12 protein-coding genes and 1 tRNA gene are annotated in these 18,039 nt (G+C 73.5%); 10 read left to right on the top strand and 3 right to left on the bottom strand.

From position 1 onward, the window contains the following. The first annotated feature begins 145 nt into the window (after positions 1-145). From trpC to ACWIX7_RS01040, 8 genes are all read left to right on the top strand, one after another. Positions 146-955 carry an indole-3-glycerol phosphate synthase TrpC gene (trpC, locus tag ACWIX7_RS01075; RefSeq protein ID WP_448619779.1) on the top strand — a complete coding sequence of 270 codons (810 nt, stop codon included), beginning with the start codon at positions 146-148 and terminating at the stop codon, positions 953-955. Positions 956-1,130: 175 nt separating this feature from the next. Next, on the top strand, positions 1,131-2,507 hold the full coding sequence (trpB, locus tag ACWIX7_RS01070; RefSeq protein ID WP_448619778.1) for a tryptophan synthase subunit beta: 1,377 nt from the start codon (positions 1,131-1,133) through the stop codon (positions 2,505-2,507). Then, entirely contained in the window at positions 2,504-3,304 is an 801-nt protein-coding gene (gene trpA / locus ACWIX7_RS01065) for a tryptophan synthase subunit alpha (protein WP_448619777.1), read from the top strand. The genes trpB and trpA overlap by 4 nt, the downstream gene beginning before the upstream one ends. After that, on the top strand, positions 3,301-4,284 hold the full coding sequence (gene lgt / locus ACWIX7_RS01060; RefSeq protein ID WP_448619776.1) for a prolipoprotein diacylglyceryl transferase: 984 nt from the start codon (positions 3,301-3,303) through the stop codon (positions 4,282-4,284). Before trpA ends, lgt begins: the two co-directional genes overlap by 4 nt. Positions 4,285-4,606: 322 nt before the next feature. Continuing rightward, entirely contained in the window at positions 4,607-9,298 is a 4,692-nt protein-coding gene (gene gltB / locus ACWIX7_RS01055) for a glutamate synthase large subunit (RefSeq protein WP_448619775.1), read from the top strand. Next, the gene (locus ACWIX7_RS01050) at positions 9,291-10,778 is read left to right on the top strand and encodes a glutamate synthase subunit beta (RefSeq protein ID WP_448619774.1); all 1,488 of its coding nucleotides are present in this window, start codon (positions 9,291-9,293) and stop codon (positions 10,776-10,778) included. Before gltB ends, ACWIX7_RS01050 begins: the two co-directional genes overlap by 8 nt. Before the next feature lie 167 nt (positions 10,779-10,945). Continuing rightward, positions 10,946-12,361: a pyruvate kinase gene (pyk, locus tag ACWIX7_RS01045; RefSeq protein ID WP_448619773.1), complete on the top strand. Its 1,416-nt coding sequence runs from the start codon at positions 10,946-10,948 to the stop codon at positions 12,359-12,361. After that, entirely contained in the window at positions 12,358-13,239 is an 882-nt protein-coding gene (locus tag ACWIX7_RS01040) for an acyl-CoA thioesterase (RefSeq protein WP_448619772.1), read from the top strand. Before pyk ends, ACWIX7_RS01040 begins: the two co-directional genes overlap by 4 nt. A gap of 93 nt (positions 13,240-13,332) precedes the next feature. Here ACWIX7_RS01040 and ACWIX7_RS01035 read toward each other — a convergent pair whose 3' ends face one another. Together ACWIX7_RS01035 and ACWIX7_RS01030 are read right to left on the bottom strand one after the other, a co-directional pair. Further along, positions 13,333-15,030 (bottom strand): pyridoxal-dependent decarboxylase, encoded by a 1,698-nt coding sequence (locus ACWIX7_RS01035; RefSeq protein ID WP_448619771.1) that lies wholly within the window; start codon positions 15,028-15,030, stop codon positions 13,333-13,335. 111 nt (positions 15,031-15,141) lie between these two features. Next, a tRNA-Leu gene (locus tag ACWIX7_RS01030) sits at positions 15,142-15,215 on the bottom strand. Positions 15,216-15,286: 71 nt separating this feature from the next. Here ACWIX7_RS01030 and ACWIX7_RS01025 point away from each other — a divergent pair. Next, the gene (locus ACWIX7_RS01025) at positions 15,287-15,889 is read left to right on the top strand and encodes an ANTAR domain-containing response regulator (protein ID WP_448619770.1); all 603 of its coding nucleotides are present in this window, start codon (positions 15,287-15,289) and stop codon (positions 15,887-15,889) included. Positions 15,890-16,080: 191 nt separating this feature from the next. Further along, positions 16,081-17,424 carry an ABC transporter substrate-binding protein gene (locus ACWIX7_RS01020; protein ID WP_448619769.1) on the top strand — a complete coding sequence of 448 codons (1,344 nt, stop codon included), beginning with the start codon at positions 16,081-16,083 and terminating at the stop codon, positions 17,422-17,424. A gap of 93 nt (positions 17,425-17,517) precedes the next feature. Here the strand turns inward: ACWIX7_RS01020 and ACWIX7_RS01015 are convergent, their stop codons facing one another. After that, positions 17,518-17,937, bottom strand: coding sequence for a DUF7712 family protein (locus tag ACWIX7_RS01015; protein WP_448619768.1), 420 nt, complete (start codon positions 17,935-17,937; stop codon positions 17,518-17,520). Positions 17,938-18,039: the final 102 nt, after the last annotated feature.

The raw sequence follows: 18,039 nt of genomic DNA, 5'->3' as shown, positions 1-18,039 counted from the left end.
GGGAGTGCGTGCGCCCCCGCGGGCGGGCCGGCGACTCGCCGCCTCTAGAGTGGGTCCACGGATCGAGGCCCGGCCGGGGCCGCGCCCGGTGGGTGGTCCTGGTGGCCCGGTGGGCGGTGTGACGAGCAGCAGTGGGGAGGCACTCGTGTCCGTGCTCGACGAGATCGTCGCCGGCGTCCGTGAGGACCTGGCGGCACGCGAGGCGACCACCCCGCTGGCGGAGGTGAAGGCCGCCGCGCTGGACGCCCGCCCGCCGCTCGACGCCCTCGCGGCGCTGCGCGCGCCGGGTGTCGGCGTCATCGCCGAGGTGAAGCGGCAGAGCCCCTCCAAGGGCGCTCTCGCCGACATCCCCGACCCCGCGGTGCTGGCCCGGCAGTACGCCGACGGCGGCGCCCGGGTGATCAGCGTGCTCACCGAGCGGCGCCGCTTCGGGGGCGGCCAGGCCGACCTCGCCGCCGTCCGCGCCGCCGTCGACGTCCCGGTGCTGTGCAAGGACTTCGTGGTCACCAGCTACCAGGTGCACGAGGCGCGCGCCCACGGGGCCGACGTCGTCCTGCTGATCGTCGCCGCACTGGAGCAGAACGCGCTCCTCGGCCTGCTGGAGCGGGTCGAGTCGCTCGGCATGACCGCGCTGGTCGAGGTGCACACCGAGGCCGAGGCCGACCGGGCGCTGTCCGCCGGCGCCGCGGTGATCGGCGTCAACGCCCGCGACCTGACCACGCTGCAGGTCGACCGCTCCACCTTCGAGCGGATCGCGCCGGGGCTGCCGTCGGAAGTCGTGAAGGTCGCCGAGTCCGGCGTCCGCGGGCCGCACGACCTCATCTCCTACGCGGCGGCCGGCGCCGACGCCGTCCTCGTGGGCGAGGGCCTGGTGACCGCCGGCGACGCCCGCCAGGCGGTCGCCGACCTGGTCACGGCCGGCGCGCACCCGGCCACCCCGCACACCCCCCGCTGATCGGGCCCCTGCAGGAGGGCCGACCGGCGCGCGGTCGCCCCCGCGTCGACGCTGCTGCACCGGCGCGTGTGCGCAGGCGATGGTCGCGGGAGCCGACCCCGTGCGCTGCCCCCTCCACCAGCGTGTTGCCGACCCACCCCACCACCCCGGCTCCCGGACGCGGGACACTGGGGTCATGACCACGAGCGCCGTCCACCCGCCCGAGGAGCGACTCGAGCCGGCGCACCCCAGCTGGCCCGACGCCACCGGCCACTTCGGGGTCTTCGGTGGCCGGTTCGTGCCGGAGGCGCTGATCGCCGCTCTCGACGAGCTGACCGAGGCCTACCGCGCGATGCGCGTCGATCCGGCCTTCATCGAGGAGTTCGCCGCGCTGCAGCGCGACTACACCGGCCGGCCGAGCCCGATCACCGAGGTGCCGCGGTTCGCCGAGCACGCCGGCGGGGCGCGCATCTGGCTCAAGCGCGAGGACCTCAACCACACCGGCTCGCACAAGATCAACAACGTGCTGGGCCAGGCGCTGCTGACCAGGCGGATCGGCAAGCAGCGGGTCATCGCCGAGACCGGGGCCGGCCAGCACGGCGTCGCGACCGCCACCGCGGCGGCGCTCATGGGGCTGTCCTGCACGATCTACATGGGCGAGGAGGACACCCGCCGCCAGGCGCTCAACGTCGCCCGGATGCGACTGCTCGGCGCCGAGGTCGTCCCGGTGAGCACCGGCTCGCGCACCCTCAAGGACGCCATCAACGAGGCGTTCCGCGACTGGGTCACCAACGTCGAGACGACGAACTACGTGTTCGGCACCGTCGCCGGCCCGCACCCGTTCCCGGAGATGGTCCGCGACTTCCAGCGGGTCATCGGCGACGAGGCGCGCGTCCAGCTGCTCGAGCGGCTCGGCCGGCTGCCCGACGCCGTCCTGGCCTGCGTGGGCGGCGGCTCCAACGCCATCGGGATCTTCACCGCCTTCGTCCCGGACGAGGGTGTCCGGCTGATCGGCCTCGAGGCCGGCGGGGACGGCGTGGACACCGGCCGGCACGCGGCCACCATCACCGGCGGGACGCCGGGGGTGCTGCACGGCGCCCGCTCCTACCTGCTGCAGGACGAGAACGGCCAGACGGTCGAGTCGCACTCGATCAGCGCCGGCCTGGACTACCCGGGCGTGGGCCCGGAGCACTCCCACCTGCACGACATCGGCCGCGCGGAGTACTGGGCGGTCACCGACGCCGAGGCCATGGAGGCCTTCGCGCTGCTGTGCCGCACCGAGGGCATCATCCCGGCGATCGAGTCGGCGCACGCGCTGGCCGGGGCCATGAAGCTGGGCGCGGAGCTGGCATCGCGGAGGGCCGGTGGGCGGGGCGACGAGCCCCCGCTGCTGCTGGTCAACCTCTCCGGCCGCGGGGACAAGGACGTCGAGACGGCGTCGCGCTGGTTCGGCCTCGGCGACCGCGAGCACGTCGAGCCCGGCGCCGGCATGGACACCGACCAGCGGCCCACCGAGGGCGCGGTCACCTCCGGCGACGCGGTCGCGGGGCAGGACGCGGGGGAGTCGGCGTGACCAGCCGGCTGGAGGACACCATCGCCGAGGCCAGGGCGGAGGGGCGCTCGGCGCTGGTCGCCTACCTCCCGGTCGGGTACCCGGCCGTCGACGCCTCGATCGCGGCCATGGTCGCGGCGGTCGAGGGCGGAGCCGACGTCGTCGAGGTCGGCGTCCCCTACAGCGACCCCGGCATGGACGGCCCGGTGATCCAGCAGGCCGTCGACCCGGCCGTGCGCGCCGGCGTCGGCATGCGCGACGTGCTGCGCGCCGTCGAGGCGGTCGCCGCGACCGGTGCGGCCCCGGTGGTGATGAGCTACTGGAACCCGATCGAGCGCTACGGGGTCGAGCGGTTCGCCGCCGACCTGGCCGCCGCCGGGGGAGCGGGGGCCATCACCCCCGACCTCATCCCCGACGAGGCCGGGGAGTGGCTGACCGCGTCGGAGGCGCACGACCTCGACCGGGTGTTCCTGGTCGCGCCGTCGTCCACCGACGCGCGTCTGGCCGCCACCACCGCGGCCTGCCGGGGCTTCGTCTACGCCGCCTCCACCATGGGCGTCACCGGCACCCGGGCCACCGTCGGCGACGCCGCTGAGCGGCTGGTCGCCCGCACCCGGGAGGTCACCGACCTGCCGGTGTGCGTGGGCCTGGGCGTCTCGAACGGCGACCAGGCCGCCGAGGTCGCCGGCTTCGCCGACGGCGTCATCGTCGGGTCGGCCTACGTGCGCGAGCTGCTCGAGGGCCGGGGCACCGAGGGCGTGCGTCGGCTCTCCGAGGACCTCGCCGCGGGCGTGCGCCGTCCGGTGTCCGTGCCGTGAGCGTCCTGGCCGCCATCCCCAGCCCCACGCAGGGCGTCTGGGAGCTGGGTCCGCTGCCCATCCGGGCCTACGCGCTGTGCATCATCGCCGGCATCGTCGCGGCGGTCGTGATCACCGAGCGCCGCTGGGTCGCCCGGGGCGGGGCGAAGGGCGACGTCCTGGACATCGCCGTCTGGGCGGTGCCGTTCGGCATCGTCGGCGGCCGGATCTACCACGTCATCAGCAGCCCCCGGCCCTACTTCGGGGAGGGCGGCGACCCGCTGCGGGCCTTCGCCATCTGGGAGGGCGGCCTCGGCATCTGGGGCGCCATCGCCCTGGGCGGCGTCGGCGCCTGGATCGCCTGCCGCCGCCGCGGCATCCCGCTGCCGGCCTTCGCCGACGCCCTGGCCCCCGGGCTGCTCGTCGCCCAGGCCATCGGCCGGCTGGGCAACTGGTTCAACAACGAGCTCTACGGCCGCGCCACCGACCTGCCCTGGGCGTTGACGGTCTACGACTGGACCGGCACGCAGGCCGTCGTCGGTCCCGACGGTCAGCCGGTGGTGCTCGGCACCTTCCACCCGACCTTCCTCTACGAGCTGCTGTGGAACCTGGCCGCGGCGGCGGTCGTGGTGTGGGCCGACCGGCGCTTCCGGCTCAGCCACGGGCGGGCGTTCGCGCTCTACGTGGCCCTCTACTGCGCCGGCCGGCTGTGGATCGAGCTGCTGCGCACCGACCCCGCGGAGACCTTCTCCGGCATCCGGCTCAACGTCTTCACCGCGACCATCGTGGGTCTGCTCGCGGTGGCCTACCTGGTCTGGCAGCGCGGCCGGCCCCGCGAGGTGATCACCCGCGGACGTGACGCTGGCGACACCGCGCCGGCCCGTCGCCCCCGCGCGGGGTCCGCCCCGGCCGCCGCTCCGTCCGCCGCTCCGTCCGCCGCGGAGCCCCGCGACGGCGAAGACCCAGGTGGCGACGGCGACCGGCGACATACCGGTACCTGAGGACGACGCGCCGTACCTGGGGTTCATCCGTACGAGATCCGGGTTACGGCTGTGTACCCTTCTGCCAAGACCCCACAGTGATCCTGGCGGGGTCGCACGAGTCGGAACCGGGCCAGCGCCGCCCCGCGGACGACAGCACCGGGGCACCACCCCCGGAGCTCGCCAGCCGGGTCGGCCCGGGGGTCCACGGACCATCCCGCCACCGGTATCAGCCGCAGTGCCCCGCTCCTCTGACCACTGACCACCGGCCGGGCCCCCGCCCCCCGCCCCGCTCCCGTCACCGCCGACGGCGAACGGGCGGCGTGCCGACGACGGGAGTGACATGTCCGAGTCCACCGCCCCCGCCGCGCGCTCCGCCTCCGGCGGTACCGCCGTGCCGTCCACCGCGGCCCCCGCCGTGCCGTTCTCGGCCGTCCCGGCCGCGAGCGGCCTGTACGACCCGGCCAACGACAAGGACGCCTGCGGCGTCGCCTTCGTCGCCGACGTGCAGGGTCGTGCCTCCCGGCGGATCGTGGCCGCCGGGCTCACCGCCCTGCACAACCTCGACCACCGGGGTGCGGCCGGCTCCGAGCCGAACTCCGGCGACGGCGCCGGCATCCTCACGCAGGTCCCCGACGCGCTGCTGCGCGCCGAGGTGGACTTCGACCTCCCCCCGGTGGGCGAGTACGCCGTCGGCGTCGCCTTCCTGCCGGTCGACGAGGCCGAGCGCGCCGCGCGCCTCGAGGACGTCGACCGCCTGGCCGCCGAGGAGGGCCTGACCGTCCTCGGCTGGCGCGAGCTGCCGGTCGACCCGGACGGCGCCGACGTCGGCCCGACCGCCCGCGCGGTCATGCCGCACTTCGCCCAGCTGTTCGTCGCCGAGACCATCGGTGCCCGCGCCGACGCCGCCGCGTTCGGTGGCGGCGTGGCCGTCAACGGCGTCACCCGGCTGGAGCGGCGCGCCTTCGTGCTGCGCAAGCGGGCCGAGCGGGCCGCCTCCGAGGCCGGCAGCTCGCTCTACATCGCCTCGCTGTCCTCGCGCACCATCACCTACAAGGGCATGCTGACCACCGACCAGCTGCCCGCGTTCTTCCCCGACCTGCGCGACGAGCGCTACGCGTCGGCGATCGCGCTGGTGCACAGCCGGTTCTCGACCAACACCTTCCCGAGCTGGCCGCTGGCCCACCCGTTCCGGCTGATCGCGCACAACGGCGAGATCAACACCATCAAGGGCAACCGGAACCGCATGCGCGCCCGCGAGGCGAAGCTCGAGACCGAGCTGTTCGACGGCCCGGCCGGCCCCGCGTCCGAGCTGGGTCTCGAGCGGATATTCCCCGTCACCGCCAGCGACTTCAGCGACTCGGCCACCTTCGACGAGGTGCTGGAGCTGCTGCACCTGTCCGGCCGCTCGCTGCCGCACGCGGTGCTCATGATGATCCCGGAGGCGTGGGAGAACCACGACGAGATGGACCCGGCCCGCCGGGCCTTCTACCGGTTCCACGCCTCGATCATGGAGCCCTGGGACGGCCCCGCCGCGGTCGCCTTCACCGACGGCACGCTCATCGGCGCCGTCCTCGACCGCAACGGGCTGCGCCCGGGCCGCTGGTGGCACACCAAGGACGACCTGGTCGTGCTGGCCAGCGAGGTCGGCGTCCTGGAGATCCCCGACTCCGAGGTGGTCGCCAAGGGCCGCCTGCAGCCGGGCCGGATGTTCCTCGTCGACACCGCGGCCGGGAAGATCGTCTCCGATGAGGAGGTCAAGGGCGCCCTGGCGGGCGAGCACCCGTACGAGGACTGGCTGCACGCCGGCCTGGTGCACCTGCCGCAGCTGCCCGAGCGCCGCCGCGCCCGGCCCAGCCACGAGTCAGTCGTCCGCCGGCAGCAGCTGTTCGGCTACACCGAGGAGGACCTGCGCGTCCTGCTCACCCCGATGGCGTCCTCCGGCGCCGAGCCGATCGGCTCGATGGGCACCGACACCCCGGTCGCGGCGCTGTCGGACCGCTCGCGGCTGCTCTACGACTACTTCGGGCAGCTGTTCGCCCAGGTGACCAACCCGCCGCTGGACGCCATCCGCGAGGAGCTGGTGACCAGCCTGGGCCGCACCTTCGGCCCCGAGCAGAACCTGCTGCGCGCCACCCCGGCGTCCTGCCGGCAGCTGTTCCTGCCCTACCCGGTCATCGACAACGACGAACTGGCCAAGATCCTGCACATCGACGACGACGGCGACCTGCCCGGTTACGCCGCCGTCCGCATCACCGGCCACTTCGACGTCAACGGCGGCGGAACGGCGCTGGCCGAGGCCGTCGAGCAGCTGCGCACCAAGGTCAGCAAGGCGATCGCCGCCGGCGCCCGGATCATCGTGCTCTCCGACCGGGACTGCGACGAGAACCGCGCCCCCATCCCGTCGCTGCTGATGACGGCCGCGGTCCACCACCACCTCGTGCGGCAGAAGACCCGCATGGAGGTCGGTCTGGTCGTGGAGTCCGGCGACTGCCGCGAGGTGCACCACGTCGCGCTGCTGCTCGGCTACGGCGCCGCCGCGGTCAACCCGTACCTGGCCTTCGAGTCCATCGAGGACCTCATCCGCGACGGCGTCCTGACCGGCATCCAGTCGGCGCAGGCGGTCCGCAACGTGGTCAAGGCGCTGGGCAAGGGCGTCCTGAAGGTCATGAGCAAGATGGGCATCAGCACCGTCGGCTCGTACACGATGGCCCAGATCTTCGAGGCGGTCGGTCTCTCCGACGAGGTCGTCGACGAGTACTTCACCGGCACCTCCTGCCCGCTCGGCGGCGTCGGCATCGACGTCCTCGCCGAGGAGGTGGCCATGCGCCACCGCCGCGCCTACCCGGAGAACCCGACCGAGCGCGCGCACCGGCGGCTGGAGACCGGTGGCGAGTACCAGTGGCGCCGCGAGGGCGAGGTGCACCTGTTCAACCCCGAGACGGTGTTCCTGCTGCAGCACGCCACCCGCTCGCGGCAGTACGAGGTGTTCGAGCGGTACACGAAGACCGTCGACCAGCTGTCGGAGGAGGCCGCCACCCTCCGCGGCCTGTTCACGATCAGGACCGGCGTGCGCCCGCCCGTGCCGCTGGAGGAGGTCGAGCCGGCCAGCGAGATCGTCAAGCGCTTCCAGACCGGCGCGATGAGCTACGGCTCCATCTCGCAGGAGGCGCACGAGACCCTGGCGATCGCCATGAACCGGATCGGCGGCAAGTCGAACACCGGTGAGGGCGGCGAGGACCCCGACCGCTTCCAGCCCGACCCGAACGGCGACCTGCGCCGCTCGGCGATCAAGCAGGTGGCCAGCGGCCGGTTCGGCGTCACCAGCGAGTACCTGGTCAACGCCGACGACATCCAGATCAAGATGGCGCAGGGCGCCAAGCCCGGCGAGGGCGGCCAGCTGCCTGGCGCCAAGGTGTACCCGTGGGTGGCCCGCACCCGGCACTCCACGCCGGGCGTCGGCCTGATCAGCCCGCCGCCGCACCACGACATCTACTCCATCGAGGACCTCAAGCAGCTGATCCACGACCTGAAGAACGCCAACAACGAGGCGCGGGTCCACGTCAAGCTGGTCAGCGAGGTCGGGGTCGGGACGGTCGCGGCCGGCGTGAGCAAAGCGCACGCCGACGTCGTCCTCATCTCCGGGCACGACGGCGGGACGGGCGCGGCGCCGCTGACCTCGCTCAAGCACGCCGGGTCGCCGTGGGAGCTGGGCCTGGCCGAGACGCAGCAGACGCTGCTGGCCAACGGCCTGCGCGACCGCATCGTCGTCCAGGCCGACGGGCAGATGAAGACCGGCCGCGACGTGCTCATCGCCGCACTGCTGGGCGCCGAGGAGTACGGCTTCGCCACCGCTCCGCTGGTCGTCTCCGGGTGCGTGATGATGCGCGTCTGCCACCTGGACACCTGCCCGGTCGGCGTCGCGACGCAGAACCCCGAGCTGCGCAAGCGGTTCACCGGGCGGCCGGAGTTCGTCGTCACGTTCTTCGAGTTCCTCGCCGAGCAGGTGCGCCAGTACCTCGCCGAGCTGGGCTTCCGCTCGCTGGACGAGGCGATCGGCCACGCCGAGCTGCTCGACACCCGCAGGGCGGTCGACCACTGGAAGGCCGCCGGGCTGGACCTGTCCCGCATGCTGGCCGTGCCGGCGCTGCCCGAGGGCGCCGCCCGGCACCGGGTGCGCGAGCAGGACCACGCCCTGGACGTCGCGCTGGACCAGACGCTGATCCAGTTGTGCGAGGGCGCGCTGCTCGACGCGCGGCCGGTCAGCCTCGAGCTGCCGGTGCGCAACGTCAACCGCACCGTGGGCACCATGCTCGGCTCGATGGTCACTCGCCGGTTCGGCGGCGAGGGGCTGCCCGACGGCACGATCGACCTGACCTTCACCGGCTCGGCCGGCCAGTCCTTCGGCGCCTTCCTGCCGCGCGGCATCACCATGACGCTGCTCGGCGACGCCAACGACTACGTCGGCAAGGGCCTGTCCGGTGGGCGCATCGTCGTCCGCCCGGCGCGCGAGGCGACCTTCGCCGCCGAGGACAACGTCATCGCCGGCAACGTCATCGCCTACGGCGCGACCGCGGGCGAGGTCTTCCTCCGCGGCCGGGTCGGCGAGCGGTTCTGCGTGCGCAACTCCGGCGCGCTGGCCATCGTCGAGGGCGTGGGCGACCACGCGCTGGAGTACATGACCGGCGGCGCCGCGGTGATCCTCGGCCCGACCGGCCGCAACATCGCGGCCGGCATGTCCGGCGGCATCGGCTACGTCCTCGACCTGGCCCGGCACCGGGTCAACACCGAGATGGTGGACGTCGAGCCGCTGGACGGGGAGTCCGCGCAGTGGCTGCGCGACGTGCTGGTGCGCTACGCCGCGGACACCGCCTCGCCGGTGGCCGCTTCGCTGCTGGCCGACTGGGGCCGCTGGTCCGAGCGGTTCAGCGTGATCATGCCGCGCGACTACCGGCGCGCCCTCGAGGCCCGGCGAGCTGCCGAGGCCGCAGGAACGGATGTGGATCGAGCTGTGATGGAGGCCGCACGTGGCTGACTCGACCGGTTTCCTCAAGCACGAGCGGGCGCTGCCGCCGCGGCGCCCCGTCGACGTGCGGATCCTGGACTGGAAGGACGTCTACCTCTCCCGGCAGAACGGGGAGGACGCCGTCTTCCCGGTCACCGCGGTGCGCCAGCAGGCCGCCCGGTGCATGGACTGCGGCATCCCGTTCTGCCACCACGGCTGCCCGCTGGGCAACCTGATCCCGGAGTGGAACGACCTCGCCCGCCGCGACGACTGGACCGAGGCGATCGAGCGGCTGCACGCCACCAACAACTTCCCGGAGTTCACCGGGAAGCTGTGCCCGGCGCCGTGCGAGGGCTCCTGCGTGCTGAACCTGCAGGAGTCGCCGGTCACGATCAAGCAGATCGAGTGGGAGATCATCGACCAGGCGTTCCAGCGCGACCTGGTCAAGCCGGTCACCCCGCACGAGCACACCGGCAAGAAGGTCGCCGTCATCGGCTCCGGGCCCGCCGGGCTGGCCGCCGCCCAGCAGCTGACCCGCGCGGGCCACGACGTCACCGTCTTCGAGCGGGCCGACCGCGTCGGGGGGCTGCTGCGCTACGGCATCCCCGAGTTCAAGATGGAGAAGGCCGTGCTCGACCGGCGGCTGGACCAGATGCGGGCCGAGGGCACGCGGTTCGTCACCGGGGTCGAGGTCGGCAGCGGCCGGGACGGCGACCCGACCGTCGAGCAGCTGCGCGCGGACTTCGACGCCGTCGTCCTGGCCGGCGGCGCCACCGTGGGCCGCGACCTGCCCGCGCCGGGCCGCGAGCTGCGCGGCATCCACCTGGCGATGGAGTACCTGCCCTTCGGCAACCTGCAGGCGCTCGGTGAGCTCGACGAGCCGCCGATCGACGCCCACGGCAAGCACGTCGTGATCATCGGCGGCGGTGACACCGGCGCCGACTGCCTGGGCACCGCCCACCGGCAGGGGGCGCTCTCGGTCACCCAGCTGGAGATCATGCCGGCACCGCCGGACCGCCGGGCCGAGACCAACCCGTGGCCGACCTACCCGATGGTCATGCGCGTCTCCAGCGCCCACGAGGAGGGCGGGGAGCGGCTCTACAGCGTCAACACCGAGCGCTTCCTCGGTGACGACGACGGCAACCTGCGCGCGCTGCTCATCCACGACGTGGAGCGGGTCGACGGCCGGTTCCAGAAGGTCGAGGGCACCGAGCGCGAGCTGCCCGCCGACCTGGTGTTCCTCGCCATGGGGTTCACCGGTGCCCAGCGCACCGGCCTGGTGGAGACGCTCGGCGTGGAGCTCGACCAGCGCGGCAACGTCGCCCGCGACGCCGAGTTCATGTCGACCGTCCCCGGCGTCTTCGTCGCTGGCGACATGGGCCGCGGCCAGTCGCTCATCGTGTGGGCGATCGCCGAGGGCCGGGCCGCCGCCGGCGGCGTCGACGCCTGGCTGACCGGCTCGACGACGCTGCCGCGCCCGGTGACCCCCACCGCAGTGGCGCTCCGCTGACAGGAGTACCCCGTCCCTCCCGAGCGTCCGGCCCCGTCCGGAGGCTCGCCCCTAGCCTGCGAGGGGTGAGGGGGACGGGGTCCTCCCACCGGCCCTCGGCGTGTGTGGACGAGCCTCACAGGGAGCCCTCCCCGCGCGGGGCGGGCGACCCCACTAGCGTCTGACCCATGTCGCGTCGCGCCAAGATCGTCTGCACCCTCGGGCCGGCGACCGGTTCCCCGGAACAGGTCACCGCCCTCGTCGAGTCGGGGATGGACGTCGCCCGGCTCAACTTCAGCCACGGGGCGCACACCGACCACGAGAAGAACTACCGGATGGTGCGCGAGGCCTCCGACCGCACCGGTCACGCCGTCGCCGTCCTCGCCGACCTGCAGGGGCCGAAGATCCGCCTCGGCACCTTCGCCGACAGCCCGGTGCACTGGGAGACCGGCAGCCGGGTCTGCATCACCGTCGACGACGTCGAGGGCACCGCCGAGCGGGTCTCCACCACCTACAAGGGCCTCGCGGCCGACGCCAGGGTCGGCGACCGGCTGCTGGTCGACGACGGCAAGCTGGCGCTGTCGGTCGTCGAGATCGACGGGCCGGACGTGTGGTGCCTGGTCGTCGAGGGCGGCGAGGTGTCCAACAACAAGGGCCTGTCGCTGCCGGGCGTCGCCGTGAGCGTGCCGGCGATGTCGGACAAGGACGAGGAGGACCTCCGCTTCGCCCTGCACATGGGCGTGGACTTCGTCGCGCTGTCCTTCGTGCGCTCGCCGCGCGACGTGGAGCTGGTGCGCGACGTCATGCGGCAGGAGGACATCTCGGTCCCCGTGATCGCCAAGCTGGAGAAGCCCGAGGCGGTGGAGAACCTCGAGGCGATCGTCGAGGCGTTCGACGGCATCATGGTCGCCCGCGGCGACCTGGGCGTGGAGCTGGCGCTGGAGCAGGTCCCGCTGGTGCAGAAGCGGGCCGTCCAGGCCGCGCGTGAGCGCAACAAGCCGGTCATCGTGGCCACGCAGATGCTCGAGTCGATGATCACCAACTCCCGGCCCACGCGCGCGGAGGCCTCCGACGTCGCCAACGCCGTCCTGGACGGCGCGGACGCGGTGATGCTGTCGGGGGAGACCTCGGTGGGGCGCTACCCGATCGCCGCGGTGCGCACGATGGAGCGGATCATCGACACCATCGAGAGCGACGCCGTGCGCGTCCCCGAGCTGGTCCGGCGGTCGCGGTCCCGGTCCGGCGCCATCGTCCGGGCCGCCCGGGACATCGCCGAGTCCCTCGACGTCAAGGCCCTGGCCACCTTCACCCAGACCGGCGGCAGCGCCCGGCGGCTGGCCGCGCTGCACCCCCGGATGCCGCTGCTGGCCTTCACCGTCGACGCGCGGGTGCGCAGCCAGCTGGCGCTGTCCTGGGGCGTGGAGACCTTCCTGGTCCCCGAGGTGCAGCACACCGACGACATGGTCCGGCAGGTGGACTTCTCGCTGCTGTCCATCGGCCGGCTCAAGGAGGGCGACCGGGTCGTCGTCGTGGCTGGCAGCCCGCCGAACACCCCGGGGTCGACCAACCTCATCCGGGTGCACGAGGTGGGTACCGACTCGTGACGCAGGTGGACGGCGGCAGCCAGGCCGCCTCCCTGATGGCCGTCCTCGACCTCGAGGAGCGCGACACCGACCTGTACGTCGGCCAGACGCCGCGTACGCCGCTGCAGCGCATCTTCGGCGGGCAGGTGGCCGGGCAGGCCCTCATGGCCGCGTCACGGACGCTGCCGGGGGAGCGCGCCGTGCACTCGCTGCACTCCTACTTCCTGCGGCCCGGTGACCCGCACGAGGAGATCCGCTACGCCGTCGAGCGGATCCGGGACGGGCGCACGTTCAGCACCCGGCGGGTCATCGCCTGGCAGCGGCGGCGGGGTGAGGACGTCGCGATCTTCGCGCTGACCGCCGACGCCTCGGTGCCGGAGACCCCCGTCGTCGAGCACGCGCTGCCGATGCCCGAGGTGCCGGCCCCGGAGACCCTGCCCAGCCTCCCCGAGGTGGTCGCACCACACGGGGAGCGCGCCGCCGCCGCGCTCGCCATCAGCCAGGCCGTGGAGCAGCGGCTGCTCGAGGACCCCTTCGACCGGACGCCGAAGTCGCCGCCGGACACCCGCACCTGCGCGTGGATGCGGGTCGCCGGCCGGCTGCCCGAGGACGGCAGCGTGCACCGCTCGGCGCTGACCTTCGTCAGCGACCTGACCCTGCTCTCGGCCGGGCTGGCCCGCACCGGCGGCGGCTGGGGCGGGGAGTACGTCGGTGCCAGCCTCGACCACGCGGTGTGGTTCCACGCGCCGGTGCGAGCCGACGAGTGGTTCCTCTACGAGACCGACAGCCCCGCGGCCTCCGGCGGGCGGGCGCTGTGCTTCGGCCAGATCTGGGCGGTCGACGGCACCCACGTGGCCACGGTCACGCAGCAGGGCCTCATCCGGTCACTGCGCGGCTGACTGGAGGACTACCCTTCCCCCACGCCTCGCACGCTCGGCGCGGGCCCCTGAGGAGTGGCCGCTCCAGCACGTCACCAGGCCGGCGGCGGGGCCCTAGAGAGGGGCCGCGTCGGCCCCCGGGCGATCGGCCTCGGCCTGCGGGGCGGTCTCCGGCGGCGTCAGGTCCTCCTGGGCGGGCGCCTGGGCCGCCGTCTCGTCCTGGGTGGCCGGCGTCTCGACCGGCTGGAGGGCCGTGGCGCGGGCGGCCTCCTCCTGCGCCCGCTCCGCGGCGGCGCGGCGCTCGGTCTCCTCGCGGGCCCGCTCCGCCGCGGACTCGGCGAAGTCGGCGGCCAGCCAGTCATGGCCCTCGCACAGCAGCGTCCAGGCCCGCTCGACGTGCGCCCGCGTCGTCGCCGGCGCGCCGATCGCCGCCCGCAGCACCACCTGGCCGCCGACGGTGGTGTGGGTCAGGAAGACCTCGCCGCCGTCGTTGAGCCGCTCCAGCAGCGTCATGGTGGCGACGTCGGCGTCCACCCCCTCGGCCCAGCGCGGGCGCAGGCACACCAGCGACAGCGGGTGCGGGGCGACCACGTCGAACCGGTCGTCGGCCTCGGCCCAGCCGGCCAGCTCCTGCGCCAGGGCGACACCGGACCGGATGTGCGCCCGCAGGCCCTCGGCGCCGTACCAGCGCAGCACGAACCACAGCTTGAGCGCGCGGAAGCGGCGGCCGAGCTCGATCTGCCAGTCGCGGTAGTCGACGACCGCGCCGGCGTCGGTGGCGGCGTTGCGCAGGTACTCCGGCAGGATCGCCAGCGCGCCCGTGAGCGCGGCCTGGTCGGCCACCCAGAACAGCGTCGCGTCGAAGCCGGTGAGCAGCCACTTGTGCGCGTCGGTGGTGTAGCTGTCGGCCCACTCGACGCCGGCCTGCAGCGCCCGCAGCTCCGGGACGACGGCGCTCACGCCCGCGTAGGCGGCGTCCACGTGCAGCCAGACGCCGGCGTCGCGGCAGATCGGGCCCAGCTCGGCCAGGGGGTCGACCGCCGTCGTCGACGTCGTCCCCACGGTGGCGCAGACCAGCACCGGCCGGTAGCCGCGGGCGACGTCCCGCTCCAGGCGCACCTTCAGCGACTGCGGGCGCATCGCCAGGTCGCCGTCCACCTCGACGATGCGGACGGCGTCGCTGCCGAGGCCGGCGATCCGAACGGCCTTCTCCATCGAGGAGTGCGTCTCCGCGGAGACGTAGACGGTGTACTCGTCGGGCCGGACGCCGGAGCGCACCGTCCCGCCCCCACTGGCCCGGTGCAGCGCCGCGAGCAGGGCGACGAGGTTGGCGCCGGAGCTGGAGTCCTGGACGACGCCGCCGCCGGGACCGGTCGACAGGAAGGTCTCCGGCAGGCCCAGCAGACCGGCAAACCAGTCGAGGACGTGCTGCTCGAGCTCGGTGGCCGCCGGGCTGGTCACCCACGACATGCCCTGCACGCCCAGGCCCGCCGACACCAGGTCGCCGAGCACCGAGGGCCCGGACGTGTTGGCCGGGAAGTAGCCGAAGAAGCCGGGGTGCTGCCAGTGGGTGAGCCCGGGGACGACGACGCGGTCGAGGTCGGCCAGGACGGCGTCGAACGGTTCACCCTGTTCGGGCGGGACGTCGGGCAGCGCGGCGCGCACGTCGCCGGGGGTGGCGGGGGAGCGCACGGGCAGCGAACCCACTCGCGTCCAGTAGTCGGCGATCCAGTCGACGACCTCGTGGCCGTGCCGACGGAACTGCTCCGGGGTCATGTGCGGGGCGGACGGCGTCGGCTCGGGCTCGCTCACGGCCCCACCGTAATCGGACGGTCCCGTACCCCTGTCCTGCCGACCGGGGTACAGCGCGGCCGGGGGACAGCCGTCGGGAGCGGTGTCCTCCGGAGGACGACGATGTCGAGGTGCCCCCGGTGCGACTCGAACGCACACTGTGCGGGTTTTGAATCCGCTCCCTCTGCCGATTGGGGTACGGGGGCGTACCGGACGGCGACCGAGGAGCAGCCTAACGGCCCGTCGTGTTCCGTCCCGCATCGCTAGGCTCCGGCGCGTGAGCAGCGAGCCGATCCGGGTCCTCATCGCAGAAGACGAGGCGCTCATCCGCCTCGACCTCAAGGAGATGCTCGAGGAGGAGGGGTACACCGTCGTCGCCGAGGTCGGCGACGGGCAGCAGGCCGTCGACCAGGCCACGGAGCTGCGGCCGGACCTCGTGGTCCTCGACATCCAGATGCCGGTGCTCGACGGGCTCTCGGCGGCCGAGCAGATCGCCTCGGCGCGCATCGCCCCGGTCATCGTGCTGACCGCCTTCAGCCAGCGGGAGCTGGTCGAGCGGGCCCGCGACGCCGGCGCGATGGCCTACCTGGTCAAGCCGTTCTCCAAGAACGACCTGGTACCGGCCATCGAGGTGGCCCGCGGCCGCTTCGCCGAGATGACCGCCCTGGACGGCGAGGTGCGCACGCTCGAGGAGCGCCTGGAGACCCGCAAGGTGGTCGAGCAGGCCAAGGGCAAGCTGATGGCTGACCAGGGGATGACCGAGGCCGAGGCGTTCCGGTGGATCCAGCGGACGGCCATGAACGAGCGCACGTCGATGAAGGCGCTCGCCCAGCGCATCCTGCAGCCGCAGGCCGCTGCGGACCCGACGGCGGGCAGCTGACGCCTGCGGTGTGACCCCGGTCGCGCGCCCGACACGTTGTGTGACGAGACGGGAGCCTGGAGGTCACGACCTGGTCACGGTCCGGGCGACCCCTGCTCCACCCCCGGATCCGGCAGCTACCTTCCCCCCACTGACCGGTCGCCCGCCTGGGCGGACGGCTGCACGACCGACACCACAGTGGGAGTTGTTTGATGCGCACAGGGATCCTCGCGCGCAACGCCGCCGTCGCGGCCGCGGCCCTCCTCGTCCTGACCGCGTGTGGCGGCGGGGGCGACGACACCGGCGGCGGTGGTGACTCCGCAGCCGGCGGAGGCGGCGGCGGCGAGCGCAACGTCAACGTCTACGGCACCGACGGCAACATGGGCAACGCGCTGGGCGAGTCTTTCAGCCAGCAGGGCTCCCTGGCCGGCATGAAGGGCACCACGCCGCTGACCGACCTGGGCGCCGACTTCCAGGACCGGCTGCGTGAGATCGACCCGAACCTGCAGGACTTCAACTACGCCGGTGAGACCTACGACGCGGTCGTCGTCACGGCGCTCGCCGCGCAGGCGGCCGGCACCAACGACGCCAACGTCTTCAAGGAGTTCGTCAACGGCATAACCTTCGGCGGCGAGAAGTGCACCGACTTCGCGGCCTGCCTGGAGATCATCAACAACGGCGGGAACGTCGACTACGACGGCATCTCCGGTCCGCTGAGCTTCACCGACGCCGGTGAGCCGGCGCAGGCCAGCTTCGGCATCCTGCAGTTCGGCGAGGACAACGCGCTCGACCAGGACGCCACCGAGTACGTCATCGCCGGCGACGAGGCCAACGCCAGCACCGATGAGGGCCCGGCCTACGCCCCGGCCGGGGCCACTGGAGAGCCGCTGGTGATCGGCACCCTGCTGCCGCTGACCGGGAACCTCGCCTTCCTCGGCCCGCCCGAGGTCGCCGGCGCCCGCCTGGCGGTCAACGACATCAACGCCGCCGGTGGCGTGCTGGGCCAGCAGGTCCAGCTGATCGAGGGTGACTCCGGTGACGCCTCGACCGACACCGCCACCCAGACGGTCGACCGCCTGCTGCAGGGCGGCGTCAACGCCATCATCGGCGCGGCGTCCTCGGGCGTCAGCCTCACCGTCATCGACCGGATCACCGGTTCCGGCGTCGTCCAGTTCTCGCCGGCGAACACCTCCGACCAGTTCACCGACTACAACGACAACGGGCTGTACTTCCGCACCGCGCCCCCGGACACGCTGCAGGCCCGGGCGCTGTCCGACCTCATCATCAACGACGGCAACAACACCGTCGGGATCATGGCGCTCAACGACCCGTACGGCACCGGTCTGATGGAGAACACCCGGCAGAACCTGATCGCCGCCGGCCTGGCCGAGGACAGCATCCAGACGCTGACCTACGACCCCCAGGCGGCGAACTACGACGCCGAGATCCAGCAGATGGTGGACTTCGCCCCCGACGCCGTCGTCGTGATCGGTTTCGAGGAGTCCGCACGCATCATCGAGGGTCTCAACTCGCAGGGCATCGGCCCGCAGCGTTGACCCCCGCAGGCGTCCACCACGGCGCCTGACCGGCCGGCCCGGTGGCCCGGCACCCCGCGTGGGTGCCGGGCCACCGGTGTGTCCGGGCCCGGCTCAGTGCTGCACGTGCTGACCCGGCGGGCGCCAGTCGGCCGGCCGGCCGGTCCGGTTGGAGAACTCGACCGACCAGCGCCACCAGCTGTGGTCCCCGGCGTGCTCCCAGGAGGTCAGGATGCCGACCTCGCCGCCGGGCAGCAGGACCGGCAGGCCGTACAGCTCCGGCCCTGGCCAGATCTCGCGGCGGTGGACCTGCCCGTCGTCGAGCTCGAGCAGCGTGACGGGGGAGTAGTCGCCGTCCCGGTCGGCGTCGTCGCGCAGCACCAGCGTGCCGTCGTCCGCCCGCACCTCCAGGTGCAGGTGGGCGGGCGCCGCGTGCACCAGCACGCGGGAGAAGTCCCCCGCCGTCGTGCAGCGGGCGAACTCCAGGCCGTTCATCCCGCCGTCGCGGGACCGCAGCTCCCAGGTCCAGTTCATGCCCCGGGGCTACCCAGCACGACGGCGCCGGCCCCATGGGGGACCGGCGCCGTCGTGGTGAGGTGCTGGAACGGCCCCTCTGCGGGGGCCCGCTGCGAGCTC

The organism is Geodermatophilus sp. URMC 65 (assembly GCF_053502545.1).
This window is presented reverse-complemented; position numbering and strand designations above follow the sequence as displayed.